Origin of the sequence: Comamonas sp. 26 (assembly GCF_002754475.1) — a bacterium.
GTDB lineage: Bacteria > Pseudomonadota > Gammaproteobacteria > Burkholderiales > Burkholderiaceae_C > Comamonas.
In genome coordinates this window covers 634371-661215 of record NZ_PEFL01000002.1, presented here as the reverse complement: position 1 = coordinate 661215, position 26845 = coordinate 634371, and the positions used below count along the sequence as shown (strand labels likewise).

Genomic DNA, 26845 nt, shown 5'->3' with positions numbered 1-26845 from the left:
TTGTGATTTGACTAAGTCATTGATTTAATTAGCAGCGCAAGCAGATGCGCTGGCGGCGCTGCTGAAGACAAGGCATGTTCAGCTGCCCGTTGGCTCAAATCTTTCGTGGGTTTTATAGATACCCGGGTCGCCTTTATGCTGCACCTCACCTTGCGTCAATTCGAGATTTTTTGCGCTGTAGCCCAGAGCGGGACTACGGTAGCTGCTGCACAAACCGTAGCGCTTTCGCAATCAGCCACCAGCGCCGCGCTGCAGCAGCTGGAGGGCGGTCTGGGCGTGCAATTGTTCGAGCGTGTGGGCAAGCGGCTGGTGCTCAATGATGCAGGCCGGGCTCTCTTGCCTCAGGCGCTGGCCGTTTTGGAGCAGGCGCGCGGCATTGAGCAGGCTTTCTCTGCCAAGGCGGCCAATATGCCTGTGCGCCTGCGCGTGGCGGCCAGCACCACCATCGGCACCTACGCCCTGCCTGAAGTGCTGGCGCGGCTGGCTGCATCGCACCCGCTGGTGCGAGTAGACCTGCAAATCGCCAACACCCAAGAGGTGGGCGAAGCCGTGCTGGCCATGGAGGTCGATATGGGCCTGATTGAAGGCAGCAGTCACTGGCAGGGGCTGGAGGTGGAGCCCTGGCTGCGCGATGAGCTGGTCATCGTCGCATCGCCGCGCGACCCGCTGGCCCAGCAGGCCAAAACCAAGCCCCTGGGTGTGGCTGCACTGCGCAAAGCCGCATGGCTGCTGCGCGAGCCGGGCTCTGGCACGCGCGAGATGGTGGAGCACGCGCTGTTGCCGCATCTGCACCAGTTGCCCGCTGCCGCCACGCTGGGCAGCTCCGAAGCCATTGCCCGCTGCGTGGAGCAGGGACTGGGCATCAGCTGCCTCTCGCGCGTGCTGGTGCAATCTCAGCTGCAAGCCCAGGCGCTGGAGATTTTGCCCACCACCTTGCCGCGCATGTGGCGCAACTTCTCACTGGTGCAGCGCGCGGGCAAAAGGCGCTCTCCGGCGCTGCAGGCATTTGTGGATGCTTGCAGTGCCAGCGTGCAGCCACCCATGGATTAGGTGTGAAATCAGGCGCTAGCGCTTAAGTTGTTGAAGATGACAGCTATGGTTTTCTTTAACCATCGTTTCACTTGCAGTAGGGGTTTTCGGCCCTATATTGCATAGACAAGCCCGCAAACCATCATGCAGCGGCGGGCTGTATCCGCAGGGAGGAACACCATGAAAACCATCGACGAAATGCTGCACCTGGACCTGCTCACCCAAGAGCAGCATTTGCAGATCAGCAGCTGGATCGACGAAGCGCCTTCCCCCGAAGCCATTTTGCAAATGCCCGCCCCTCTGTGGCAGGCCGTAGAACGCGCCAGTCAGGCCATGGGCGTGAACGAGGATTTGCTGCGGCCACCGGCGCTGGATGCGCAAGGCCTTGCGCTCAGCCAGTAAGGCCAAGCGAGTGGGCGCTGCCATCACGGCGCTGAAAACTCAATCAAACCCAGGCTGCACTTGTGCAGCCTGCTCTGGTTTTTACTTCTTGACCGGAATAGGCGTGCTCTGCGGAACCGGCACGGCGGCTACGCTGTTCTGTGGTGAGCCTTCGATCACGCGGTCTGAATACGTCATGTAGATCAGGGCGTTGCGCTGGGTGTCGACCATGCGCACCACGCGCAGGCGCTTGAACAGCAGCGAGGTGCGCTCAGTAAACACATCTTCTTGCTGCTTGAGAGGCGCGGGGAACTGAAGCGTACCCGTGGCCTGGCAGGCGATAGAGGCTTCGGAGCGGTCTTCGGCCAGACCCAGTCCGCCCTTGATGCCGCCGGTCTTGGCGCGCGAGACATAGCAGGTCACGCCGGGCACCTTGGGGTCGTCATAGGCATCGACCACGATTTTGTGGTCCGGGCCAATCCATTTGAAGACGGTGTCCACGGCGCCGATTTGCTCGGCATGGCTCATGCCGACAAAGGCCATGGTGCCTGCGGTGGCGGCCGCAACGGCCAGAACGGCGGATAGCAATTTCATGGTGGTTCGCATGGAGAGTGAAATTAAGGGTTAACCCTTGTGTTGTCGCAGGGCATTGTGCCCGCTGTGCATCGTAGAGGATGCGCTCTGGCGACAATGCAGACCTGCTGGCGGAGATTGCAATCATGCATTGTCCTGTTCCGCCGCCTTCTGTTTTATCCACAGATGCAGAAAGTTCAGCAGGCCTGCGGCCTGTGCTGGCATTCAGCCTCGGATGCCGATTTCTGACTTCCTTGTTGCTCGCAGCGACTGCTTTTCTGGCAGGCGCTTTTTCGGCTTTGCTCTCTTTAAGCGTCATGCCCTTGCCGGGTGTGGCGAGTTTCTATGTCGGTTTCCGTTTCTGCTTCTGCCTCTGATGCCACGCCCGGTCTGAGTCCATCTTCCCTGCTGCTGATGGCGCTGGCCTGCGGTCTGTGCGCGGGTGGTAATTACTTCAATCAGCCCTTGCTGCACTCGATTGCCGAGTATTTCTCGGTCAGCGAATCAGCTGCCGCCACCAGCGTGACGCTGGCGCAGGTGGCCTATGCCGGTGGCTTGCTGCTACTGGCTCCGCTGGGCGACAAGCTGCAGCGCCGTGGTCTGGCTGTCAGCTTGATGCTGCTGGCAGCCGTGGGCCAGGCGCTTTGCGGTTTTTCTCAGAATCTGCCCATGTTTTTGCTAGGCACGTTGCTGGCCGGTTTGTTCTCTGTGGCGGCGCAGGTGCTGGTTCCCATGGCTGCGGCGCTGGCCCAGCCGGGGCAGAGCGGGCGCGCTGTGGGCTGGGTGATGAGCGGCTTGCTGCTTGGCATTTTGCTGGCGCGCAGTGTGGCGGGCATGGTGTCTGGCGCATGGGGCTGGCAGGCCGTGTACCAGGGGGCGGCGTTGGTCATGGCGGTGGTGGCGCTGTGGTTGTGGAAGGCGCTGCCTGCATCACGCAATCCAGTGCCGGTGAGCTACGGTCAAGTGCTCTCCAGCATGTGGAGCCTGCTGCGCAGCCAGCCGGGTCTGCGCCAGCGCACGCTGGTCAGCGCACTGGCGTTTGCCTCGGTCAGCGTGCTGTTTTCGACCATGGCGCTGCAGCTGTCCAGCGGGCCACTGGGGCTGGGTGACGGGCAGATTGGCCTGATTGGTCTGGCCGGTGCGGCGGGTGCACTGGTGGCCACGCAAGCTGGGCGACTGGTGGATAAAGGTCTGGGCCGAGTGAGCTGTGCCATTGGTGCGCTGGCGCTGCTGCTTTCATGGCCCATGCTGTGGGTGGGCGGCTCCCACCTGGGCTGGTTTGTGCTGGGTATGGTGGTGATTGATCTAGGCCTGCAATGCCTGAATATCACCAACCAGGCCACCGTGGCACAACTGATGCCGGTGGCGCGAGGCCGCATGAATGCGGTCTATATGACGGGTTACTTCACGGGTGCTGCTGCAGGCTCTGCGCTGGGCACACTGGCCTGGCGCATCAACGGCTGGCAAGGCGCTTGCGCACTGGGTGTGGCGCTGGCGCTGATGGCTGCGCTGGAAACGTTTCGCATGCGCAAAAGCCATGGGCTGCAGCAGCCCATGGCAGCTCACTAAATGAGCCTACTAAACGCGCTTACTAAATGCGCCTACATATCCCAGCGTAGTGATGCCGTGTAGGTGCGCTGCGGGTAGGGGTGGAAGTTCCAGTACTGGGCGTTGTTGGCGTTATCCACGCCAAACGCTGCCGACAGCTGCTTGTCGATCTGATAGCGGGCGCGCAGATCCACGCTGAAGTATTTGCTGGCCCCGAAGTAGGTGTCGGCGTTGATGTCGCTGTTATCCAGGTTCGAGTACTGGCGGCCGCTATAGCGCGCAGCCACCGTCAGCGCCCAGCGGTCTGTGGGTTGATAAGTGGCATAGGCCGTGGCACGCCAGCGCGGCACGCGGGGCTGCCACTTGCCGACGCTGGCCGGGTTGGCGGCATTGGCCACGGTTTTCGAGTTGGCAAAGGTCAGGCTGGCTCCCAGATCCAGTCCACGCACCAGCACCGATTGCGCGGAGTAAGCCAGTTCAAGCCCCGTGGTGCGTACCTTGTCTACGTTCTGCACGGCGGATGTCGTGGTGCCCGGAATCAGCTGGCTGTAAAGCGCGTCTTTGGTCGTTTCGTGAAACAGCGTGGCGCGCAGCAGACCATTGCCCAAGTCTTGCTCTGCACTCAACTCACTGGTCCAAGACTTTTCGGGGCGCAGGTTCGGGTTGTTGATGAACGAGAGCACACCGCCCGATGTCGCTCCATACAGCTCGCCCACGGTTGGAAAACGCACGGCGCGGCCCAGCGATGCTTTGAGCGTGGTGTGGCGCGCCAGCTGGTACGCCAGCGCGGCCTTGGGTGATAAATGTGATTCGCTGCGCTGGGCGTAATTTAGCTGGCTGCTGGCGGTGGCCGTGCGGCCCTGGCTGGCAGTCCAGTCTTCCCAGCGCAGGCCCAGCACGGCTTTCCAGTCTTTGGCTAACTGCCAGCTGTCCTGCGCCCAGACATAGCGCGTTTCAGCCCGTCCGCCGACCTGGCTGACCAGCGATTGCTCGTTGGCAGGGCCGGATTGCCAGTCACCTGCCACGTTGAATTTGCGGATATCGAGGTGGTAGGCATCGCGGCCCAGGCCGAAGTCCACGATATGCGCGCCTTGCAGGCCCAGCAGACCGTTCTGACGCCAGGTGCCTTTGGCCGCCAAGGTGTTCCAGCCAGTGCCGTTCTGGTCCTGCAGCGTGCCGTTGCCGCCGGTGGCTGCCGCTGGCAGGGCAATCGTGGGTACGCGCTGCTGATCCTTGCCGTAGTCATACAGGCTGGCACTTAGCTCCCAGTCAAAACTGCCTTGCGTGTGGCTTTTGAGGGAGACGCCATGCATGGTGTGGGTCTGGCTGTCGTTAGACAGGCCGAAGGCCGTGGGCGAGAGGTTGTAGGTCTTGCCGCCGATATTGATGGGGCCGCTGTAGACCGGCTGGCCGTTCGGCCCCTTGAGATAACTCTCTGATCGGCCCTTGGCATCGTTTTGCCACCAGCCCAGCGTGTAGCTGGCGCGCAGTGTGGGCGTGATGTCATAGGCCAGTTTGATCTTGGCGTGATCTTGCTGCGTGCGGTATTGCGTGCCCGCGCCCAGAATGAGCCAAGGCTGATTGGTGGTGTTGAGCCCCGCCACCGCGCCGGTGACAGGCGTGCCAGCACTGCCTGCCACACCAGCGGATTGCAGCACGGTAGGGAAGGTCAGCGGCTGGCCGTTGCTGTCGGTGTGGTTGAGGTTGATCCAGAACGACCAGTCGCCGCTTCGGCTGCCGATGGAAGCACTGCTGTTCCAGCTGTTGAAGGTGCCGTTTGTGCCGTAGAGCTGGTTGGGCTGGGATGAATAGCCTGCGGCCACATGGGCTTCCAGCTTGTCCGGCATGCGCGTCACATAGTCCACCACGGCACCTGCGGAATTGCCGGGGTAGGCGGCAGAAAACGGACCGTACATGACATCCACACGCTCAATCTCTTCGGGCGTGACCAGTCCCCATCTAGGCGCGTAGTTGCTGCCGTTGGCGATGCCATTGCCCAGAAAATTGGAGAGCAAAATCCCGTCCGCATACACCGCAGAGCGCGCGCTATTGCCCGTGCCCGATGCGCGGGTGGAGAGGATGGCGTGGTTGTAATCGCCGATATAGCGCTTGCGCACCAGCAGGCTGGGCAGGTATTTGAGGGCGTCTTCGCTGTCGGTGGCGTTGATGCGGGTCTCTATTTCCTCGCGGGTGATGCCTTCTATGGTGGTCGGAATCTGGGTGGGCAGCGAGCTGGGCTGGCCGCCGTTGACAGTGACCACGCCAAGCGCGCGGCTGCGCTCTGGCTGGTTGGAAATGTCAGGCGAAGTCTGGGCCAGGCACGGCCATGCGATACCACTCACCACGAGTGGCAAAAAATACGTTTTCATTGATGTACCCCGGAGCGCTTGGCTCCTATGAATCTGATAGCGGCTAACGCAAGCAGTGCTTGCGCTTGAGCCGGAAATAGTTCAAGAAGTTGCCAGGGGTGGCCCACGTGCGGGCAGAGGTGCCGCCGTGATGGCTGCAATGCGCGCCCGCTCTACCGGCTGCAGCGCATGGCGCAGCGGTGACTGGGTGGGCGCAGCCAGTTGCAGCACCGGCGGTGGCGGTGCCGCGTGGGGCAGGCACATGGGGCAGTCAAGGTGACCTGCGCCCAGGGCCGTTTGATCGCTGCCGTCCTCGTCGCCAATGGCGACCATCTTCATGGCACCGGTGCTGGTACATATCAGCTCAAAACCCTGAGACTGAATCAGCGGTGCCGCGCTTGCCACGCCTATGGACAATGTAAACCATGCCAGCACACACCGGCCCAGAAGGCAGGTGGCAATGCGGCGAAGTGCGTGCAAAGTCATGAAGCGGATGGTGGTGACAGCTGTCCGGATCATACGGCGTTTGTCAGGGGCGAATATGCGTAAAAACCGCTGCTAGTGCTTTTACAATCTGCGCTCAATGCTCTGTTTTTAATAACAAAACCCGGCGCAAGGCCGGGTTGGAGTCGCAGGAGCGCAAGCCGAGAAAAACGGGTGCGTTAGTGCCTCAGGGGCTTACTGTCCTGCCACATGCTTGCGCAGGTGCTCAAGCGCTTCTTCCACCTGATCGACCAGTACCAGGCTCAGGTCGCCGGCTTGCAGGCGGCTCAAAGCGTGGTCAATGGCGATGAATTCACCGTGGATTTCAGTGGTGTAGGTCGTGCGGAGGGCTCCCTCCAGACCCTGCTTGAGCAGTGCCAGCACTTCACCATCTTTGCGGCCGCGCTGTGCGGCGTCTTGGTACAGGATCACGTCGTCGAACACTTTGCCCAGAATCTGGGTCTGCTCGATGATGTCCTGATCGCGGCGGTCGCCGGCACCGCTGATGACCACGCTGCGGCGCTTGGCTGGCATGGCTTCCACGGCTTGCACCAGGGCGCGCATGGCGTCCGGGTTGTGGCCGTAGTCGGCAATGATGGTGGCACCCTTGTAATCCATCACGTTAAAGCGCGCGGGGGCGTTGCCGGTGTCGTTCAAGAAACCAGCCAGGCCGCGGCGAATGGTTTGCCAGGGCAGGCCAGCGGCCCATGCTGCACCAATCGATGCCATCACGTTTTCAACCTGGAAAGTGATGGTGCCGTTGCGGGTGATGGGGATTTCGCGCAGTGCAATGGTTTCGCGCCATGAGCCTTCGGCTGCCACGATAGAGTCGCCATCGACATAGACCACGCGGCTGCCTTGGGCGCGGTGCGTGGCCATGATGGGGTGGTGGCGATCAGCGGCAAAGAAGATGACCTTGCCGGGGCAAACGGATGCCATGGCTGCGACCAGTGGGTCGGCAGCATTGAGCACGCCATAGCCATCAGTAGCGACGTTTTGCACGATGACGCGCTTCAACACGCCCACATCTTCCTTGGTGGTGATGAAGTTCAGACCCAGGTGATCGCCTTCGCCCACGTTGGTGACCACGGCCACCTGGCAGCGGTCAAAACCCAGACCTTCACGCAAAATACCGCCGCGTGCGCATTCGAGCACGGCGGCATCGGTTTCGGGGTGGGCCAGCGCGTTGCGGGCGCTCTTGGGGCCGGAGCAATCGCCGCTGTCGATCTGGCGGTTGTTGACCCACACGCCATCGGTGTTGGTCATGGCGGTGCGCCAGCCGTGCGATGTGAACAGGTGGGCAATCACGCGGGTGGTGGTGGTCTTGCCATTGGTGCCGGTGACGGCAACCAGAGGGATGCGGCCATTGTCGCCGGGGGCGAACAGTTCATCGACCATGGGCACGCCCACGTTGCGAGGGCGACCAAAAGACGGAGCCAGGTGCATGCGCAGGCCAGGGGCCGCGTTCACTTCCACTATGCCGCCGCTTTGCTCTTCCAGCGGCTTGAGCATGGTTTCGCAGACCACGTCCACGCCGCAGATGTGCAGGCCGATGGTCTGGGCTGCTTCGATAGCGCGGGCGGCGATTTCGGGGTGCACGTCGTCGGTCACATCGGTGGCGCTGCCGCCGGTGGACAGGTTGGCGTTGTTGCGCAGCACCACGCGCTGGCCCTGTGCGGGCACGGATTCAGGTGTCAAGCCTTCGCTGGCAATGCGGGCAATGGCGATGTCGTCAAGACGAATCTTGGTCAATGCCGTGCCATGGCCCGAGCCGCGGCGTGGGTCCTGGTTGACGATTTCGACCAGCTCGCGAATGGTGTGGGTGCCATCACCCAGCACCTGGGGTGGCTCGCGGCGGGCAGCCGCTACCAGCTGGCCGCCGACGACCAGCATGCGGAAGTCGTGGCCGGGCAAAAAGCGCTCGACCAGAATTTCGTCGCCAAACTCACTGGCCACTTTGTAGGCAGCTTCCAGACCTTCGCGTGTGGTGATATTGACCACCACGCCCTTGCCCTGGTTGCCGTCCTGCGGCTTGACCACGACGGGCAGGCCCACTTCTTGCGCCACGACCCAGGCGTCTTCCACATCTGTCACGGGGCGGCCCATGGGCACAGGCACGCCAGCGGCGTGCAGCAGGCGCTTGGTCAGGTCTTTGTCTTGTGCAATCGATTCAGCCACGGCGCTGGTGGAGTCCAACTCTGCGGCCTGAAAGCGGCGGGCCTTGGAGCCCCAGCCCAGCTGCACCAGCGAACCGGTGGTGAGGCGGCGATAAGGAATGCCACGGGCCACGGCTGCATCCAGGATGGCTCCGGTCGAAGGGCCGATGCGGTCGTCTTCGTCCAGCTCGCGCAGTTGGGCGATGACTTTGTCGCTGTCAAAAGGCGTGTCGTTGAGGGCCGCGAGGATCAGGGCTTCGGCCTGCTCCATGGCCAGTCGGCCCACGGCTTCTTCGGTGTATTCCACAACGACCTGAAAGGTGCCGTGTTCCACAGTCTCATGCGTGCGGCTGAAGGAGACGGGGCAGCCCGCCTGCGCCTGCAGCGAAAGGGCGGCTACTTCCAGCACATGGGCCAGCGACAGGTGCTGGTTGGCACCATGGGGCTGCAGCGTGCCAATGGTGGGAAAGCGTGCACGCAGCTTGTCTTCAAAGCCGGGCATGGCGGTGTAACGCAACTCGCTGTCTTCGCAGTGCACGATGGCTTCGAAGGCGGTGCTACGGGTCCAGAGGTTGGGGCCACGCAAGGCTCGGATGCGGGTGATCTGCATAGTGTTCTTTCAGCTGAATATCAAGCTATTTCTTGGCTTGGCGCTTGCCCTGCATGCGCCAGCAGCTATATTTATTGAAGCGTTTTGACGGGCGCTCAAGCCTGGTATTCAAAGGTCTTGATGCCCGCGCCGATCAGATCGGGCGTGATATCCAGCGCCCATGCCGTGGCAATGGCGGCCAGCAGCGCGGGGGTGTCGGGGCGCTTGCCACCGGCCAGAGACAGTGCATCCAGCGTGCCCAGAACGCGTTCCTGCGCGCCGGTTGCCAGCACCACCTGGTTGCCCTTGACGAATACGGCGCGGCCGCCTTCGTGCTGAACTTCGGTGTTGGCGCGGTGGGCAGCGATGAATTCGTTGGCGGCTTCGGTGGAGTACAGAACCACTTCGCCGTCGCACAGTTCGGCCAGATCGGCCACTTCGGGCAGGTCAGCGTTCAGCACGCCAGCACCGCCATCGAGCACCACATCGATCTGGGTGCGCATGACGCGGCGCATCTGGCCCGCTTCCAGCACATCGTGGTCAGCCAGTTGTTCAAAGCCGTCCATGTCGGTCACAACACCGACCAGGCAGCGGTCATAGGCCAGACCTTCTTCCAGAATGGAGCGGGCGGTGGTTTGAATCACGGCGGCCTGTGCCAGACGGTTGGTCAGCAGGCGGTGTGCGCCAGCCCAGTTGGCAGTGTTGGTCTTTTGTGTCTGGCGGTTGGCCAGATACATGCCTTCGCTGCTGGCAACACCGGTCAGCTTGCCAGACAGCTGCAGCAGCCAGCCCACCAGACGCGAGATGAAGGCGTTGTTGCGAGTGCCCACAATGCCGACGACGGGAATGCGACCTGCGCCGGGGCCATCTTCACGCGGGAAGAGGTGATCGGCAATCGCCATGCCGACGGGGCGGGGTGCGCCGCTGGTGGGCTTGAGGTGCATCAGCAGGCCGGGGCCGGCGTTGACTTCCAGAATCGCGCCCTGGCCCTGCATGGGCTGAGAGACGTCCTTCAAGATCATGTCCATGCCGGCGATGTCGAGGCCGACGATTTTTGCAGCCAGCACGGCGTAATAGGCCACATCGGGGTGGACGTCGTCCAGGCAGTCGATGGCCATGTTGCCGTTACGCTGCAGCAGCACGGCCTGGCCTTGAGGAATCACGCTGTCGGGCGTTACATGCTGGCGGTTCAGCTCCAGCTTGACGGCACCGGCGTCCAGATTGATCCAGTCCAGCGGGTACTCCTGCTCGGGGCCGCGACGGGGGTCCAGGTTCAGCACGGCGACCAGTTCGCGCAGCGTGGCAGTGCCATTGCCGTAGACCGACACGGTTTCGCCCTTGGTGGCGGCGACGACTTTACCGCCCACAACCAGCAGGCGGTGCTCGGTACCGTCGATGAAGCGTTCCACGATGACGTCAGAGCCTTCAGGCTGGGCCAGCGCAAATGCGGTCTTGATATCCGCTTCCTGGTACAGCTCCAGCGTCACGCCACGGGCGTGGTTGCCGTCCGATGGCTTGACGGTGACGGGAAAGCCAATGTCCTGTGCCACTTCCCACGCTTCTTCGGGCGTGGCGACAATCTGGCCTTCGGGCACGGGCACGCCGCAGGCGGCCAGCAGACGCTTGGTGAAGTCTTTGTCCTGAGCAATGCCTTCGGCAATGGCGCTGGTCTGGTCGGATTCAGCCGTCCAGATGCGGCGCTGTGCCGCGCCGTAGCCCAGTTGCACCAGATTGCCGTCGTTCAGGCGGATATGGGGAATGCGGCGCTCGCCAGCGGCATCGACGATACAGCCGGTTGATGGGCCGAGGTAGCGGTCGTTGATGGCGGTCTTGATGGCGTGGATGGCGGGCTTGATCTCGAACGGCTCGTCGTTGATGGCCGCCATCAGCAGCTTGTGACCATGCTCCAGCGCCACGCGGGCCACAGCTTCTTCGGGGCAGCGGAACACCATGCGGTACACGCCGCGCTTGGAAATTTCACGGGTCTGACCAAACTCGGCAGGCATGCCGGCCAGGTTCAGCAGCTCGATGATCACATGCTCCAGCACATGGCCCATCCAGGTGCCGCCTTCAAGGCGCTGGATAAAGCCGCCGCGCTCGCCCACGCCACAGGTGTGCTCGATCAGGTCGGGCAGCCAGGCAGTCAGGCGGTCGTTGAGGCCGGGAATCTTGTTGGACGGGTAGTCTTCCAGCTCTCCCAGATCCAGCCAGACTTCCAGTACCGGGCGGTATGTCCAGACACTGGGGCCGCGCAGGAATGTTGTGCGTAAGAGTTGGATGTCGTTGAATTTCGCCATGTTGCTCAGCGGATAAAAATGGGGAGAGCAGGTTTTTTTAAACTCCTGCCCCTGATGGGTTGGCATTGTGCGCCCAGAATCTGCATTGTGAAGCTTGTCAGCCTAAAGGTGGGCTCGCGCGTTAACTGGGGTGTATCGGACGTCGGGCAAGCCACGTTTACCATGCCGAAGCGGTTAGCCGCATGACTTCTGGAGCCGCTAACGGCGGAGAAAAATAACTCAACATGCAACATCACCATACTGTGGACGCCTCGGCCGTCTTTGCAGGCCCCCTGGGGGGCAATCTGCGAGCAAAGCTCGTTGAACATGAGAACGTTTTAGCCATCGTCCCGGTTGACCTGAGTGCGGATTTGAAGTTTGGCAACGGCCTGCTGGCCTTGACGCAGGAGCGTCTTCTGGCCTGCGACCCCATCACTCACCAGTGGCAGGAGTGGGCTCTGGCTGTCGACCAGTCACTGCGCCTGCAGGACCATGGCGGTGTGGGCAATCTGGAGCTGCATACCCACGATGCCCGTCTGGCGCAGTGGCATATCACGCTGACCCATCAGGCTGCCATGCTGCAGCTGATCCAGCAGTTTGACCGCCAGCGCGAGCGCATTGCGCGCCATGAGACCTATACCGCAGTCGCCGATGAGGACACCGCGCACTGCCCGGTCTGCCACTCGGCCCTGCCGCCGGATACCGAGGAATGCCCGGCCTGCGCCCGCCAGCAGGCACCGCAGACCTCTACCTGGGTGCTGCTGCGCCTGTGGCGCTTTGCCAAGCCCTACCAGGGCCAGCTGCTGCTGGGCTTTTTGCTGACGCTGGCTACGACGGCGGCCCAGCTGGTGGCGCCGTATCTGACCATTCCGCTGATGGACAAGATTCTGATTCCGTTCCAGAACGGCGAGAAGATCGACTCCAGTCTGGTGACTTTCTACTTGGGCGCCCTGCTGGTTTCGGCGATTCTGGCCTGGGCTCTGGGCTGGGCGCGCACTTTTGTACTGGCCAAGGTGTCCGAGCGCATAGGCTCTAATCTGCGCACCACGACCTACAACCACTTACTGAATCTGTCGGTGGACTTTTACGGCAGCAAGCGCACCGGTGATCTGATGGCACGTATTGGTGCTGAAACAGATCGTATTAATCTGTTTCTATCGTTGAATGCGCTGGATTTTGCGACCGATGTGCTGATGATCGTCATGACATCGGCGATTCTGTTCTCCATCAATCCCTGGCTGGCGCTGGTCACTCTGGTGCCGCTGCCGTTCATCGCCTGGATGATTCACACCGTGCGCGACCGCTTGCGCACCGGCTTTGAAAAAATTGACCGCGTCTGGTCTGAAGTGACCAATGTGCTGGCTGACACCATCCCCGGTATCCGCGTGGTGAAGGCGTTTGCTCAGGAAAAGCGCGAGGCTGACCGCTTTGCAGATGCCAATCTGGTCAACCTGCAGGCCAACGACAAGGTCAACAAAACCTGGTCGGTGTTCACGCCCACGGTCACGCTGCTGACCGAAATCGGCATTCTGATCGTCTGGGGCTTTGGTATTTATCTGGTGGCTGGCGGCGCCATCACCGTGGGTGTGCTGACCGCTTTCATTGCCTATATCGGTCGCTTCTATACGCGTCTTGATTCGATGAGCCGCATTGTCTCGGTCACGCAAAAGGCCGCTGCCGGTGCCAAGCGCATTTTTGACATCCTCGACCATGTGAGCAACGTGCCCGAGCCCGCCAACCCCGTGAAGCTGCCGGGCAAGGCCCAAGGCGCGATCACCATGGATAACGTGGGCTTTCGCTACGGCAGCCGCTCCGTTATCAAGCACCTGAACCTGCAAATCAAGCCTGGCGAGATGATTGGTCTGGTGGGCCACAGCGGCTCGGGCAAGAGCACGCTGGTCAATCTGATCTGCCGCTTCTATGACGTGAGCGAAGGCTCCATCCAGCTTGATGGCGTGGATGTGCGCCGCATGTCCGTGTCCGACTACCGCAGCAACATCGGTCTGGTGCTGCAAGAGCCCTTCCTGTTCTTTGGCACGATTGCCGAGAATCTGGCCTATGGCAAGCCCGGCGCGAGCCGCGAGGAAATTGTGGCCGCTGCCCGTGCTGCCCATGCGCATGAATTCATCCTGCGCCTGCCCCATGGCTATGACTCGCTGGTGGGCGAGCGCGGCCAGGGCCTGTCGGGTGGCGAGCGCCAGCGCATCTCCATCGCCCGTGCGCTGCTGATTGACCCGCGCATCCTGATCCTGGACGAAGCTACGTCTGCTGTGGACACCGAGACCGAGAAGGAAATCCAGAAGGCGCTGGACAACCTGGTGCAAGGCCGCACCACGATTGCCATTGCCCACCGCCTTTCCACGCTGCGCAAGGCCGACCGTCTGGTCGTCATGGACCGCGGCGAGATTGTGGAAGTTGGCCCGCACGACGAGCTGATGGCGCTCAAGGGCCATTACTTCCGTCTGTACGACGCACAGGCCCGCCGTGCTGAAGAAGATGCGCAGGCCGCAGGTCTGACACTGCAGACCAAGGAATAAATGATGATTGAAGCTCCCCAATCCAATCTGAATGGCATGCAATTGACGCGCAATGCCCATGGCCGGCTGGTGCTGACACTGGCCAACGGCCATGTGTTTGAAGGCGTAACGCCCGTGCGTGCCTTTCCCATTGAAGCGCCGCTGGAAGGCCTGTCGCTGATTGCGGCTGATGGCAAGGAAGCGCTGTGGATCTCTCGCATGGCTGATCTGCAGCCCGAGCATCGTCAGCTGATTGAGCAGGATCTGGCGGTTCGTGAATTCATTCCCACGATTGAGCACATCCTCAAGGTCTCCAGCTTTTCCACGCCCAGCACCTGGGACCTGCAGACCGACCGCGGTATGACGCAAATGGTGCTCAAGGCAGAGGAAGATATCCGCAAGCTGGCGGGGCGAACCAAGCTGCAGATCACGGGTCAGGATGGGGTCCAGTACCGCATTCCTGACAGCAACAAGCTGGACCGCCATTCGCGCAAGTTGCTGGAGCGCTTCTTGTAAGCCCTCAGTTCAGACAAATTCACAGGCCTCACGCGTCAGCGTTGAGGCCTTTTTTATGACGAAATGGCTTGTAGCCCTTAGAGGGAATGCGCTGGCAGCTATTAAAAAAGGAATGAAAATAATCCTTCAGTTTTCTCAAGAGTGGTCGATAAGCAGGCGAGATAGCTGTTTTTCCGCCTGAATTTTTTCAACTCCTGAGGGCCAAGCCATGCAAATTCCTCCTCTAGACCGGACACAGACGCCCTGGCGTACGCAGGGTGCGGATTTGTATTCCACAGGCGCCTCGGGTGCTGCGCCGGTGCGACCCGTCAATGCGGTGAACGCGAGCGAGTCTGTGGACAAGATTGGCGAGGGGCGCACGGTGCGCGAGCCTGAAAAGCCATCCGCGCCCGATACGGAAAACCGCGACTGGACGCTGGCCGAGGAGGTCAAGCAAAAGGAAGAGGTGGACGAGCCGCCCAAGGAGCCTATTTCCAAGCAGCTCATCGAGTTCATTCAATCCATGTGGCGCGCCAGCGCGCAGGCGGTGGAGCAGGCGCAGGAAGTGAGTAAGTCCGAGGATGTGCTGCAGAACAAGCAGTCGGCGCGCAATGAGCCGCTGACTTATTCCGAGCCACGTATCAAGCGCACAGGTGGTCCTAAATAAAGGACTGCTCTTGATAGAGTAGCTGATAGCACTTGCTAATGAAGTGCTTCAGCGATGTTTGGTGTTTACTTGCTTTCAGAATCAGCGCTGGCAGCTTCTGATTTGTGAGCGTTTTCAGTCGCTGCAGGACTAGCCGTGGTTTCAGCGGCCTTGGCCTTTTCGCGCTCGGCGCGGTATTTGACGGCGTAGGCGCGGACTTCTTCGTAGGTCACAAAACCGTCTTTGTTGGTGTCGGTCTCGTCAAAGGCGGCAGCCAGCTTGGGGATGATGGCGACTTCCTTGCGGCTGAGCTTTCCATCCTGATTGAAGTCCAGCATTTTGAATTGCTGCTGGGCCTTGATTTCGCCCTTGGAGAGCTGGGCGCTGTTCTTGGCCCCCGATTTGTCAGCGCTATCTTCGGCGCGCACGGTGGGCAGCAACAGCACAGCACTGGTCAGCAGCACGCCCATGGCGGATTTCATGATGGTGGTGCTGCGGGAGAGGGTGATTTTCTTTTTGACTGAGTGCATAGAGGTACAGATAAGGGCGATGTAGCGATTCTCAACCGCAAGCCCGCTGTAGTCCCCAAGTTTTGCATTCGCTTTCCGGGCTTTGCCAAGCTTTACGAATGTATCGGTGGTTTGTTGTGGGCGATACCGCTGCGTACATGGCCCGATGGAACATGACTGGCGGCATTGCGCACATGGCTGGTCTGGTCGTCAAAGAAGAAGTCGGGCTCGAACTCGCGCAGAAATTCGCCCTTGGCCAGGCCGCCGAGAAACATGGCCTCATCCACATCAATTTTCCAGTCCATCAGCGTGTTCAAGGCGCGTTCATGGGCGGGTGCGCTGCGTGCGGTGACCAGGGCCGTGCGTATGCGCATGCCGGGTACTTCAATCTGCTGCAGGCTGTGCAGGGCCGCCAGCAGGGGCTTGAACGGGCCTTCGGGCAGGGGCTGGGTGGCCTTTTCCTGCTCGTGCTTTTGAAAGGCGGCCAGCCCCTCGGCCTGAAACACGCGCTCGGATTCGTCGGAGAACAGCACGGCATCGCCGTCAAAGGCAATGCGTACTTCCTGCGGGTGGCTGCCGCTGGCGCGCATGGAGTCGGTGAACACATGGGCGGCGGGGTAACCCAGTTGCAGCGCCTGCGTTACATCGTCGGCATTGGCGGAGAGAAACAGCTGCGCACCCAGCGGGCGCAGATAACCAAATGGGTCACGCCCCTGCGTGAATACGCCGCGCTGAATGGAGTGCAGGCCGTGCGCCTTGGCCGAGCGAAAGGCGCGCATGCCGCTGACCGGGTCGTTGCGTGACAGCAGCACAACCTCAACCCGTTGCTGCTCTTCGGTGTTAAAGGCCAGCAGCTTTTTGACCAGCGAAAACGCCACGCCGGGCGCTGCGGGCACATTCAGCCGCTCGCGCTGCAGGCGTGAATAGGAGTGGTCGTCGCCATGCTCGAAGACCTGGTTTTCCTCTTCGAAGTCGAACAGGGCGCGTGAGGAGATGGCGACGACCAGCTTGTCGTCGAGAGTCATGGTCATGGCGGTGGATCTTCAAGCGGGGGTAAACAATGTATCGATGATACGCACCCGTCTTCGCCTTTGTCTCACCAGTTGGCTTCGCGCTCTGGCGTGGCGCCGATATGGTGTATGGACAGGTCGGCCCCGTCGAATTCCTGTTCCTGGCTCAGGCGCAGGCCCAGGGTTTTTTTGAGCAGGCCGTAGACCAGCAGTCCACCTGCCAAGGCCCAGGCCACACCCATCAGCGTGCCGATCAGTTGGGCGCCCAGATGTACGCCGCCCAGTCCGCCCAGAGCCCGTGTGCCGAAGATACCGACAGCAACACCGCCCCAGGTGCCGCACAGACCGTGCAGCGGCCAGACGCCCAGCACGTCGTCGATTTTCCAGCGATTCTGGGTCAAGGTGAACATGACCACGAAAATGGCTCCTGCTGCAGCGCCCACGACAAGGGCTCCCAGCGGGTGCATCAGATCCGAGCCGGCGCAGATGGCGACCAGACCGGCCAGCGGGCCGTTGTGCACAAAGCCAGGGTCGTTCTTGCCCATAGCCAAGGCCGCCAGCGTGCCGCCGACCATGGCCATCAGCGAGTTCACGGCCACCAGGCCGGAGATTTTGTCCAGGTTCTGAGCACTCATCACGTTGAAGCCGAACCAGCCCACGATCAAGATCCAGGCTCCCAATGCCAAGAATGGGATGCTGGAGGGGGGAGTTGCGGCAATGGCCCCATCACGGCGATAGCGGTTGTGGCGCGGGCCCAGTAGCAGCACGGCGCCCAAAGCAATCCAGCCGCCCACGGCATGGACGACCACGCTTCCGGCAAAGTCGTGGAACTCGGCACCGGTCAGCCCCTTGATCCAGGCCTGCACGCCGAAATGCTGGTTCCAGGCAATGCCCTCGAAGAACGGATAGATCAGGCCCACGATGATGGCTGTGGCGATCAATTGCGGCCAGAATTTGGCGCGCTCGGCGATCCCCCCAGAGATGATGGCTGGAATGGCCGCTGCGAAGGTCAGCAGAAAGAAGAATTTGACCAGGGCATAGCCGTTGAAAGCAGCCAGCTGATCGGCACTCACGAAAAAGTGCGTGCCATAGGCCACGCCGTAGCCGACCACAAAATAGACCACGGTGGAAACCGAGAAGTCGACCAGGATCTTGACCAGTGCATTGACCTGGTTCTTGCGCCGGACGGTACCCAGCTCCAGAAATGCGAAACCTGCGTGCATGGCCAGAACCATGACCGCGCCCATCAAAATGAACAGGGCATCTGCGCCCTGTTTTAGTGCTTCCATGAAAGCGCTCCAGCTGAAATTTGCTATTTATTGGTGCGAAATTGCGAGAGAGATGCGCAATGCACTAAAAGAAAGCAAGAACTGCGCCATGCTGGAGTGAGTACTCCTGGGCATGCCCAAGACTGGAGGCCAGCGTTATTTGACGAATTGATTGAGCTGGATGATGGGCATCAGCACGGCCAGCACAATGAGCATGACGATCAGACCCATGGCGACGATGAGCAGCGGCTCCAGAATGGTGGCCAGATGCATGGCGCGGCGCTGCACTTCGGTGGAGAGCTGGGTAGCGGCGCGCTGGAGCATCAGCGGCAGCTGGCCGGTTTGCTCACCCAGCCGGGCGAACATGGCGACCAGACCGGGAAAACGTTTTTTCTGCGCCAGAGCCGATGCCAGCGGCGCGCCTTCACGCACCAGCACCAGTGCATCCATGGCATCCGCGCGCAGAGCGCGATTGTTTAGTGTCTCGGCTGCGGCCTGCAAGGCTTTGAGGATGGGTACGCCAGCCCCTGCCAGCATGGCCAGCGTGCCGGCAAAGCGGGCGGCGTTGTAACTGCGTGCAAGGCGGCCTACCAGCGGCAGATTGAGCCACTGGGCATCAAAATTTTCACGAAAGGCCTCGTTCTTGAGCGCCATGCGAAACCCCATGCCACCCAGAACGATCACGCCAAGCATGAACCAGCCATAGCTGCGCACAAAGTCGCTGACGTTAAGCATCACCACTGTGAGAAACGGCAGCGCGCGCTTGGTGCCGGCGAACACGCCTGCAACCTGCGGCACCACATAGCTGACCAGAAAGATCACGATGACGATGGCCACCAGCGTGACGATGGCCGGGTACAGCGAAGCACCGATGAGCTTGGACTTCAGCGCCTGGCGCGACTCCAGATCGTCGGCCAGATTTTCCAGCACCGGGCCCAGGCTGCCGCTGGATTCGCCCGCCCCAATCACGGCGCAGAAGATGTCGGAGAACTCGCGCGGGTGCTGCTCCAGCGCACGCGCAAAGCTGGAGCCTGCATTGACCTCGGCCCGCAAGGCGGCTACCAGCTGGTGCTGGCGCTGGTCTTCGGCCTCTTCGGCCAGAGCCGCCAGTGCGCGCTCAATGGGCAGGCCGGAGCTGACCAGACCGGCGATTTGCCGCGTCCACACGGCCAGACTTGTGGAGTTGAAGACCGGGCGTGTGAGCCAGCTCGATACCGAGGCACCGCCTTTGCTCTGGCCAGCCGCCACCGGCTCGACTTGCAGAGGCACCAGTGCCTGAGTGCGCAGCTGGCTGCGAGCGGCACGGGCGTTATCGGCTTCAAGAATGCCCTTGCGGGTCTGGCCCTGGGCATCCAGGGCTTCAAAGGTAAAGGCGGGCATGCGTAGCAGTGGCTTTGAAACGAGTTACTGCGATGGTAGCGACTATTGATGACGGCACATCAGCTTTGAGCAAGTGGGCACTCAAGACGCTTGCATGGCTTGCACGGTATCTGGCCCGCCAATCACGCCTGCGACCAGAAGTCGTCCACAGGTGGCAGTAGGCGTGGATTGCTATAAGTCTTGATGACCTTGCGCTTGAATGGAAAGCGCTGCAGGCCAGAAACCTTTAAATAATGGGAGCCGTGGCGGCGGCTTGCATATCGCCGTCGATTTCGTCGGCCCGCACCGAGGCTGGGCGCTGCAGTAGCGGTGTGGCATAGGCTTGGAATTCGGGCAGCTTCGGCAAAGTGCCATCCATCATGCTCCAGCCGATATAGCTGGCCAGATACAGATCAGCGGCCGTGAAATGGTCGCCGCAGACATAGCGCTTGCCGCTCACCGCATGCTGCAGCGTTTTCACTACATCTTCAAAGTGGCCAAAGCCGGCCGACATGGCCTGCTGATGGGTTTGCAACTTCAGCCAGCCTTCGTTTTTGGCCGTGGTGGCGGCCTCCACCGGACCGGCAACAAAGAATAGCCAACGAAAGTAGCTGGCGCGCTGCGGGCTGGCGATGACGGGGGCCAGCTGCTTGTCGGGAAATAGCTCAGCCAGATAGGCCAGGATGGCCCCGGTCTCGGTGATCACGGCATCGCCATGCTGCAGCGCCGGAACCTTGCCCATGGGGTTGATGGCCAGGAATTCGGGCGTCTTCATCTCGGGGCCGAACTCCAGGTTCACGAGTTCATAGTCTGCGCCGCACTCCTGCAGCATCCAGTGCACCATGCGGGCACGCGATCTGGGGTTGCTGAAAAAGCGCAGCTTGGGCGGGTGTGCTGTGGACATGGCGGATCTCCTTGATGGGCTGTTGTGGAATGGCAAAAACGCCATGGAGCCAATGTAGAAGCGGGGGCTGACAGTTTCTGTCAGCAGCAAGACGCCAATCAGCGATGCTGGCTAGATTGAGTAGCCGGTCTGCTCCAGCCAGCGCTGTATCAGCGTCTGGCGCCGTTGCGGATAACGCTGGCCCAGGTCCTGCAAGGCGTGAACGCGGTCAGCGCGAAAGTGGCGAAATTCCTGACGCAGCTCGCACCAGGCGGAGACCACGCGGGCTCGCTCGAAATACGCCATGGCAAAAGGCCACACCCGGCGCTCTGTCAGCGTGCCATGCTGATCCTCGTAGTGCAGCACTACGATGTGCTCGGCCCGGATGGCGCGGCGCAGCGCGGTCTGCCAGGTTTCGGGTTGGGGCGACTGCTGCATGTTTGGGACCAGCAGGCCGCTGGTATCGACGGCAATACGCAACTCCAGCGGCAGCGCGCTGCGGATGCGGTCCATGGCGGCTTTGGCTGCCTGTGCCAGTTGTGGATCGGCCTGCAGGCTGGCCCAGCTGGCACCCAGCAGCAGGGCTTCGAGCTCGTCGGCATTGAACATCAGCGGCGGCAGCAAAAAGCCAGGGCGCATCTCAAAGCCCAGGCCTGGGTCGCCCAGAATGTCCGCCCCCTGGGCACGCAAGGTGGCAATGTCGCGGTAAATGGTGCGCAGGCTCACGCCCAGAGACTGGGCCAGCTGTGGCCCGGACTGCGGCTGGCGGGCGCAGCGCAGGGCATCGAGCAGTTGCAGCAGACGTGCGGACCGGCTCATGCGAGAGATCAGGCCTTCATGGCATCCGCCGTGATCTCCAGGCTGCGCAAACGCAAGTCGGCGTCATACACATCGTTGACGATCATGAATTCATCAGCCTGGGTTTCATCGGCCAGCTTTTGCAGGCCTTGCTGCACGGTGTCTGGCCCGCCAATCACGCCTGCGGCCAGAAAGTCGGCAATGGCGGCCTGGGAACGGGCATCGAGCTGCTGCCAGAAGTTCTCCACAGGTGGCAGCAGGCGCGTGCGGTTGCCGGTCAGAATGCCCAGCACGCGCTGGTGGGTGCTGCTGGCCAGATAGTCGGCTTGCTCGTCGGTTTCTGCTGCGATGACAGGCACGCCGACGATGGCATAGGGCTTGGCCAGCGTGGCGCTGGGCTTGAACATCTGACGGTAGATGGCGAGTGCCTGGTGCAACATGCGCGGCGCAAAGTGCGAGGCAAAGGCGTAAGGCAGGCCCAGATGCGCGGCCAGTTGGGCCGAGAACAGGCTGGAGCCCAGCAGCCAGATGGGCACGTTGGTGCCTGCGCCGGGCATGGCGATCAGGCGCTGGCCTTCTTGCGCCTCACCCAGCAGGTGTTGCAGCTCCTGCACATCACGTGGAAAGTCTTCTTCGCTCTCTACCCGGTCACGGCGCAGGGCGCGCATGGTGGGGCCATCGGTGCCGGGCGCGCGGCCCAGACCCAGGTCGATACGGCCGGGGTATAGCTCAGCCAGCGTGCCAAAGGCCTCGGCCACGACCAGCGGTGCATGGTTGGGCAGCATGATGCCGCCCGAGCCCACGCGAATCGTTTGCGTCGCACCGGCGATATGACCCACCAGCACAGCCGTAGCAGAGCAGGCAATACCGGGCATGTTGTGATGCTCAGCCAGCCAGTAACGGGTAAAGCCCAGTTTTTCGGCATGCTGCGCTGTGCGCACAGCAATTTTCAGCGCATCAGCCACGGTGCCGCCTTCGCGTACGGCGACCAGGTCCAGCATGGACAGATTGACGTTGTTCAGAGATTTCATGGCGATGAGTTCTTTATGAATTTGATAGCTGCTTGCGCTTGATGAATCAGCGCTTGCGGCCTATTTCACGACCAAAGACCACGGCGACCAGCACACCCCAGACCAGCAGCACGCCGGCGATGGCGTAGTAGGTGGTGCCCGCCTGCATGGCAAAGACTGAGCCCAGCAGGGCCACCAGCGCGGCCATGCGAATCATGCGGCGCAGCTGGCCGACAGGAAAGCGACTCTTGAGCTGAAAAAGGACGGCAAAGCTGATGACGGCCAGAGCTATCAACAACAAGAACAGATCGCCGCCATAGGGCTGGACAGAGGTGCGGAGGTTTTCAAGCATGGGTTCATTGTTGCAAAGCCGAAAAAGGCTTTGCACGCTCAGGCCATGAAAGGCCGGTACCCAGTCCTTTGACTCAGTCCCGCGTCACCCGCATCACTTCGGCGGCCGTGGTGACGCCCTCACGCACCAGGCGTTCGCCATCCTCGCGCATGAGTTGCATGCCTGAGGCCTGTGCGGTTTCGCGGATTTCGGCTTCGCTGGCACCACGGTGAATCTGGGCGCGAATGGTGTCGTCGACCACCAGCATTTCAAAAATGCCGGTACGGCCCCTGTAGCCACTGGGTTCGCTGTGATCCACCTTGCGCACCAGCCGCTGCGCCAGCACGCCCAAAAGCGATGAGGACAGCAGGAAGGGCTCGACCCCCATGTCTATCAGTCGCGTAACGGCGCTGGGCGCATCGTTGGTGTGCAGCGTGGCCAGCACCAGGTGACCGGTGAGCGAGGCCTGAATGGCGATCTGCGCGGTTTCAAAGTCGCGGATTTCACCAATCATGATGACGTCCGGGTCCTGACGCAGCAGGGCGCGCAGGGCCTTGGCAAAGGTCAGGTCAATCTTGGCATTGACCTGTGTCTGGCCCACGCCTGCCAGCTCATATTCGATGGGGTCTTCCACCGTCATGATGTTGCTGTGGCTGGCGTCCATGCGCTGCAGCGCGGAGTAGAGCGTGGTGGTCTTGCCCGAACCCGTGGGGCCGGTGACGAGCACGATGCCGTGCGGCTGTGCCATCAGGTGGGTGAAGCGTTCCAGAGTCTGGCCGCCCATGCCCACGGCTTCAAGGCTGAGCTTGCTCTCGCTCTTGTCCAGCAGGCGCAGCACGGCGCGTTCGCCATGGGCGCTGGGCAGGGTGGAGACACGCACGTCAATGGCGCGTGTGCCCAGTCGCAGGCTGATGCGGCCGTCTTGCGGCAGGCGCTTTTCGGCAATGTCCAGGTCGGCCATGATCTTCAGGCGACTGATCAAGGCGGCGTGCAGGGCGCGGTTGGGCTGTACCACTTCGCGCAGATCACCATCGACGCGAAAGCGCACGCTGGAGTGGCGTTCGTAAGGCTCGATATGAATGTCCGAAGCACCATCGCGCGCGGCCTGCGTGAGCAGGGCATTGAGCATGCGGATGATGGGCGCGTCGTCGGCTGTTTCCAGCAAGTCTTCCACGGCGGGCAGTTCCTGCATCATGCGGGTCAGGTCGGCATCGGACTCGACTTCGCTGACCACCATGGCGGCACTGGAGTCGCTTTGCGCATAGGCTGCGCTGATGCGGTGCGCCAGCGCGCCGCTGTCCAGCACCTGCCAGCGCTGCACGGCATGCTTGCGCTGTACTTCAGAGATAGCTGACCAGTCGGGCTGGGGGCTGTGCCAGAGCACGGGCTCCGATCCATCATCTTCAATCAGCAGCTGGCTGCTGCGGGCAAAGCCATAGGGCAGTGGGTAGCGCATGCGTGGCCTTTGCTCACAAAGTGCCGGGTTGCACAGCCGCAGGCGCCACTGGCGTGACGGTGACGGGCTGACCGTTCACGGTGGGGTGGCCGGGGCGCGTGAAGTCCACCAGCTCGGGCTTGGCGCCGGGAACGATGACCACATTGGGCTGAGTCACGGGTACGCCGCCGTTAATGCTTGGCAGCAAGGGCGCAGCGCTGACATTGCGCATCAGCAGGTTCGGGTCAGGCTGAGCCGTCTGCTGCACGCCGCGAATCGCCTCGTAGCGGTCTTGCGAGAACTGGCTGGTGGAGCTGGCATCGCGCAGCACCGTGGGGCGCAGGAAGACCATCAGATTGGTCTTTTTGCGGGAGCGCGCGGTGTTGCGAAACAGATTGCCAATCAAGGGGATGTCGCCCAGCAGCGGCACGCGCTCCTGCGTCTGGCCGTACTCGTCGGCAATCAGGCCGCCCAGCACCACGATGGCGCCGTCTTCCACCAGCACATTCGACTCAATGGAGCGTTTGGTGGTGGTGGGGCCGGAAAGAGCGGTGGAGTTGTTGGATTTGACCGCAGAGTTTTCTTGATAGACGGCCATCTTGATGGTGCCGTTTTCGTTGATCTGTGGACGAATCTTGAGCAGAGTACCCACGTCCTTGCGTTCGTAGGTGGTGAAGGGGTTGATGGAGCCGTTGGCACCCGCCGTGTTGGTGTATGAACCTGTAGGGAAGGGCACGTTTTCACCCACCATGATGCTGGCTTCTTCGTTGTCCAGCGTCATCAGGTTGGGGGTGGAGAGGATGTTGGTGTCGCCATCACCCTGCATCAGATTCACCAGCGCACCCAGGCTGGTGTTGCCGTTGACGGTCTGGGTAAAGCCCAGGTTCATGCCCTTCATGCCACCGATGGCTGCGGCCTGACTGTCCGTGAGTGCTGTGCCGTTGACGAGATTGCCCACGGCTCCGGCGACGCCAAAGATATTGGGAATACCGTTGATGGAAGTGCCATTGCCCAGCACGCCAAGTACGCGGCCGTTGTTGCGAATGATGGAGCTCCACTGCACGCCCAGCTGTGCCGCCTTGTCGGCCGAGACTTCGACAATCAATGCCTCGATCAGCACTTGTGCGCGACGGCCATCGAGCTTGTCGATGACGGTGCGCAGCTGGCGGTACAGCGGCCCGGGCGCGGTGATGATGAGAGAGTTGGTTGTGGGGTCGGCCTGAATCAAACCGCCTGTGGATGGTTGCTGCGCCGTGCCAAAGCGTGAGCTGGGGCCGGTGTTGCCGCCGCCAAGGCCCACGGTGGCGCTGCCATCCGTGCCGCGTGAAATAGTGGCTTGCCCCATGGAGGAGGAGCCGGTGGCCGATGTATTGGTCATGCCAGCCTGGCCGCCCAGTGCCTGGCTGGCGCTGGGTTGCGCGCTGATAGCGGCGCGCAGCGTGGCGGCCAGCGAGACGGCGTCTGCGTTCTTCAGGTACACCACATGAATGTTGCCGTCGTCGCCATTGCCCGTCATGGCCGGTTGGTCGAGGCGCGCAATCAGCGAGCGGATTTGCGATAGCTTGGCGGGGTTGGCGGCGCGAATCAGCACCGAGTTGCTGCGTGGCTCGGCCAGGATGGAGGTGCGAAAACCAGTGTCCGCCTGGCCAGCTGCCGCGCCTGCACCGGCCTGCACGCCACTGCCGGTGGCTGAGCCACCGTCGATCAGGCGGTTGACCAGAGCCACCATGTCGCTGGCCATGGCATGGCGCAGCGGCAGTACTTCTACATCGGTAGCGTTGGAGACATCGGTGCTGGCAATGATGCGCGAGATGCGCTGCAGGTTGTCCGCGTAGTCGGTGATGACCAGCGAGTTATTGCCGGGGTTGACGTTGATGGTGTTGTTGGGGCTGATCAGCGGGCGCAGCACAGGCACCAGATTGCTGGCGTTTTCGTAGTTGAGCTTGAAGATCTGCGTGACGATGCCACCGCCGCCATGATTGCCGCGGCCCACGGCCACTTCATTGGTCTGCAGTTTGGCATCGGCTTCGGGGATGACCTTGAACAGACCTGCAGACTCCACCACCGTAAAGCCCTGCATGCGCAGCGCGGCCAGATATTGCTGGTAGGCCGTGGCAGGTGATACAGCCTTGTCGGTCAGCAGTGTGATCTGGCCTTTGACGCGCGGATCGACCACCACGTTGCGGTTGGTGATGGCGGCCATGGCGCGCGATACGGCTTCGATATCGGCGTTGGTGAAGTTCAGCGTGACGGGCTCGCCGGGTCGCAAGCTAGGCGTGCTTTGAGCATAAATAGTGCTGCTAGCGCATACCAGTAGTGCGGCGGCAGCTATTGATTTAAGAGTACTACGCTGAGTCATGGGTCAACCAAAAGTGATGATGGAGCGTGTGCCTTGGCGGCGCCCCAGAATATTGAGCAGATTCGACAGGGCGGCTTCGCGCTCGGGGCTGGCAGAAGCTTCGCCATTGAAGTGCAGACGGGAGCCCACCCACTGGCCCTGACCGCTGAGGTGCAGGTCGCCATTGAGAGTAGACAGATGGAGTCGGGCGTTGTCACCGCCCTGAATATCGAGCCGGTAGCTGCCTAGTGGCTTGAGCGGCGACAGGCGCGAAGACACGGCCAGTGCTTCCAGCCGGGTCAGGCCTTGACTGGTGGCGCGGCCAGCGCGGTATTGCAGCGCCAGCCCGGTGGTAGACAGGCGCAACTGGCCTTGCAGATCCACGGTATTCCACGGCGTACCAAGCCCGGCCAGCATGTCGGCAGGCAGTTGAAGGGCGCTGTCGTTCACACGCAGCGTCATGGCATTCCAGCCCGGCGTGAGCTGGGCCAGCACCGGCGTGCTGGTGCAGCAGTCGCTTTGCAGAGTCAGGCTGGCGCTGCCAAAGCCGGGTCGCAAAGTCCAGTTCAGGCGTGTGGGCAGGGTCGTTGCGTCGCGGCTGTCTTTGCCGCCCGTCAGCACCAGGCGGGCTGATCCACTCCAGACCGTACCGCGCGCTTCTTGCAGTTGCACCTGGCCTGCGGTAGCTGATTGCACACCCGCAGCCAGCCATGCAGCGGGCGCGAAGATGGCACCCGTCAGCAAGCCGCCCAGCAGCGCACCACCAATAGCCCAGCGGCGCGGCGAATGCAGCGCGCCCAGCCCGCGCGGATGGCGCGTGGTTTGGCGGGAGGGGCGTGATGAACGCAGGCTCATGACAAGGGA

The 26845-nt window shown here is 61.8% G+C and carries 22 protein-coding genes; 6 read left to right on the top strand and 16 right to left on the bottom strand.

The annotated features are described in order from the left end of the window. The first annotated feature begins 135 nt into the window (after nt 1–135). Nucleotides 136–1050, top strand: a complete 915-nt coding sequence (locus CLU84_RS17600) for a LysR family transcriptional regulator (protein WP_099738846.1) — start codon at nt 136–138, stop codon at nt 1048–1050. Between the two features lie 159 nt (nt 1051–1209). Then, nucleotides 1210–1431, top strand: coding sequence for a hypothetical protein (locus tag CLU84_RS17595; RefSeq protein ID WP_099738844.1), 222 nt, complete (start codon nt 1210–1212; stop codon nt 1429–1431). A gap of 81 nt (nt 1432–1512) precedes the next feature. Here the strand turns inward: CLU84_RS17595 and CLU84_RS17590 are convergent, their stop codons facing one another. Further along, nucleotides 1513–2016 (bottom strand): CreA family protein, encoded by a 504-nt coding sequence (locus CLU84_RS17590; RefSeq protein ID WP_099738842.1) that lies wholly within the window; start codon nt 2014–2016, stop codon nt 1513–1515. 312 nt (nt 2017–2328) lie between these two features. On the opposite strand from CLU84_RS17590, the gene CLU84_RS17585 reads away from it, so the two are divergent. Further along, nucleotides 2329–3552 carry an MFS transporter gene (locus CLU84_RS17585; protein ID WP_099738840.1) on the top strand — a complete coding sequence of 408 codons (1224 nt, stop codon included), beginning with the start codon at nt 2329–2331 and terminating at the stop codon, nt 3550–3552. Between the two features lie 32 nt (nt 3553–3584). On the opposite strand, the gene CLU84_RS17580 is transcribed toward CLU84_RS17585, so the two are convergent. From CLU84_RS17580 to cphA (CLU84_RS17565), 4 genes are all read right to left on the bottom strand, one after another. Further along, nucleotides 3585–5900, bottom strand: coding sequence for a TonB-dependent receptor (locus CLU84_RS17580; protein WP_099738838.1), 2316 nt, complete (start codon nt 5898–5900; stop codon nt 3585–3587). A gap of 81 nt (nt 5901–5981) precedes the next feature. Beyond that, on the bottom strand, nt 5982–6365 hold the full coding sequence (locus CLU84_RS17575) for a DUF2946 family protein (RefSeq protein ID WP_099739111.1): 384 nt from the start codon (nt 6363–6365) through the stop codon (nt 5982–5984). A 192-nt stretch (nt 6366–6557) separates the two neighbouring features. Beyond that, complete coding sequence (cphA, locus tag CLU84_RS17570; protein ID WP_099738836.1) at nt 6558–9128, bottom strand: cyanophycin synthetase; 2571 nt, start codon at nt 9126–9128, stop codon at nt 6558–6560. A gap of 95 nt (nt 9129–9223) precedes the next feature. Beyond that, nucleotides 9224–11404 carry a cyanophycin synthetase gene (cphA, locus tag CLU84_RS17565; protein ID WP_099739109.1) on the bottom strand — a complete coding sequence of 727 codons (2181 nt, stop codon included), beginning with the start codon at nt 11402–11404 and terminating at the stop codon, nt 9224–9226. 224 nt (nt 11405–11628) lie between these two features. Here cphA (CLU84_RS17565) and CLU84_RS17560 point away from each other — a divergent pair, with 224 nt between their 5' ends. From CLU84_RS17560 to CLU84_RS17550, 3 genes are all read left to right on the top strand, one after another. After that, nucleotides 11629–13920 (top strand): ABC transporter ATP-binding protein, encoded by a 2292-nt coding sequence (locus tag CLU84_RS17560; protein ID WP_099738834.1) that lies wholly within the window; start codon nt 11629–11631, stop codon nt 13918–13920. Between the two features lie 3 nt (nt 13921–13923). Beyond that, nucleotides 13924–14415, top strand: coding sequence for a DUF1854 domain-containing protein (locus CLU84_RS17555; protein WP_099739107.1), 492 nt, complete (start codon nt 13924–13926; stop codon nt 14413–14415). Between the two features lie 208 nt (nt 14416–14623). Continuing rightward, nucleotides 14624–15061, top strand: coding sequence for a hypothetical protein (locus tag CLU84_RS17550; protein ID WP_099738833.1), 438 nt, complete (start codon nt 14624–14626; stop codon nt 15059–15061). A gap of 65 nt (nt 15062–15126) precedes the next feature. On the opposite strand, the gene CLU84_RS17545 is transcribed toward CLU84_RS17550, so the two are convergent. The 11 genes from CLU84_RS17545 to gspN form a co-directional block, all read right to left on the bottom strand. After that, nucleotides 15127–15591, bottom strand: coding sequence for an EF-hand domain-containing protein (locus CLU84_RS17545; RefSeq protein ID WP_099738832.1), 465 nt, complete (start codon nt 15589–15591; stop codon nt 15127–15129). Between the two features lie 71 nt (nt 15592–15662). Beyond that, nucleotides 15663–16580 (bottom strand): 5'-nucleotidase, encoded by a 918-nt coding sequence (locus tag CLU84_RS17540; RefSeq protein WP_099738830.1) that lies wholly within the window; start codon nt 16578–16580, stop codon nt 15663–15665. A gap of 65 nt (nt 16581–16645) precedes the next feature. Beyond that, nucleotides 16646–17848: an ammonium transporter gene (locus tag CLU84_RS17535; protein WP_099738827.1), complete on the bottom strand. Its 1203-nt coding sequence runs from the start codon at nt 17846–17848 to the stop codon at nt 16646–16648. Nucleotides 17849–17983: 135 nt separating this feature from the next. Beyond that, nucleotides 17984–19207 (bottom strand): type II secretion system inner membrane protein GspF, encoded by a 1224-nt coding sequence (gene gspF / locus CLU84_RS17530; RefSeq protein ID WP_099738825.1) that lies wholly within the window; start codon nt 19205–19207, stop codon nt 17984–17986. 226 nt (nt 19208–19433) lie between these two features. Beyond that, nucleotides 19434–20090 carry a glutathione S-transferase family protein gene (locus CLU84_RS17525; RefSeq protein ID WP_099738823.1) on the bottom strand — a complete coding sequence of 219 codons (657 nt, stop codon included), beginning with the start codon at nt 20088–20090 and terminating at the stop codon, nt 19434–19436. A gap of 111 nt (nt 20091–20201) precedes the next feature. Next, entirely contained in the window at nt 20202–20888 is a 687-nt protein-coding gene (locus CLU84_RS17520; RefSeq protein ID WP_099738822.1) for a YafY family protein, read from the bottom strand. An 8-nt stretch (nt 20889–20896) separates the two neighbouring features. Then, on the bottom strand, nt 20897–21898 hold the full coding sequence (locus CLU84_RS17515; protein WP_099738820.1) for an LLM class flavin-dependent oxidoreductase: 1002 nt from the start codon (nt 21896–21898) through the stop codon (nt 20897–20899). Nucleotides 21899–21944: 46 nt separating this feature from the next. Then, a complete protein-coding gene (locus CLU84_RS17510) occupies nt 21945–22229 on the bottom strand; it encodes a hypothetical protein (protein ID WP_099738818.1) in 285 nt (94 codons plus the stop codon). 73 nt (nt 22230–22302) lie between these two features. Further along, nucleotides 22303–23664, bottom strand: coding sequence for a GspE/PulE family protein (locus tag CLU84_RS17505; protein WP_099738817.1), 1362 nt, complete (start codon nt 23662–23664; stop codon nt 22303–22305). 13 nt (nt 23665–23677) lie between these two features. Continuing rightward, entirely contained in the window at nt 23678–26002 is a 2325-nt protein-coding gene (gspD, locus tag CLU84_RS17500) for a type II secretion system secretin GspD (protein ID WP_099738815.1), read from the bottom strand. Between the two features lie 3 nt (nt 26003–26005). Then, on the bottom strand, nt 26006–26836 hold the full coding sequence (gene gspN, locus CLU84_RS17495) for a type II secretion system protein N (protein ID WP_099738813.1): 831 nt from the start codon (nt 26834–26836) through the stop codon (nt 26006–26008). Nucleotides 26837–26845: the final 9 nt, after the last annotated feature.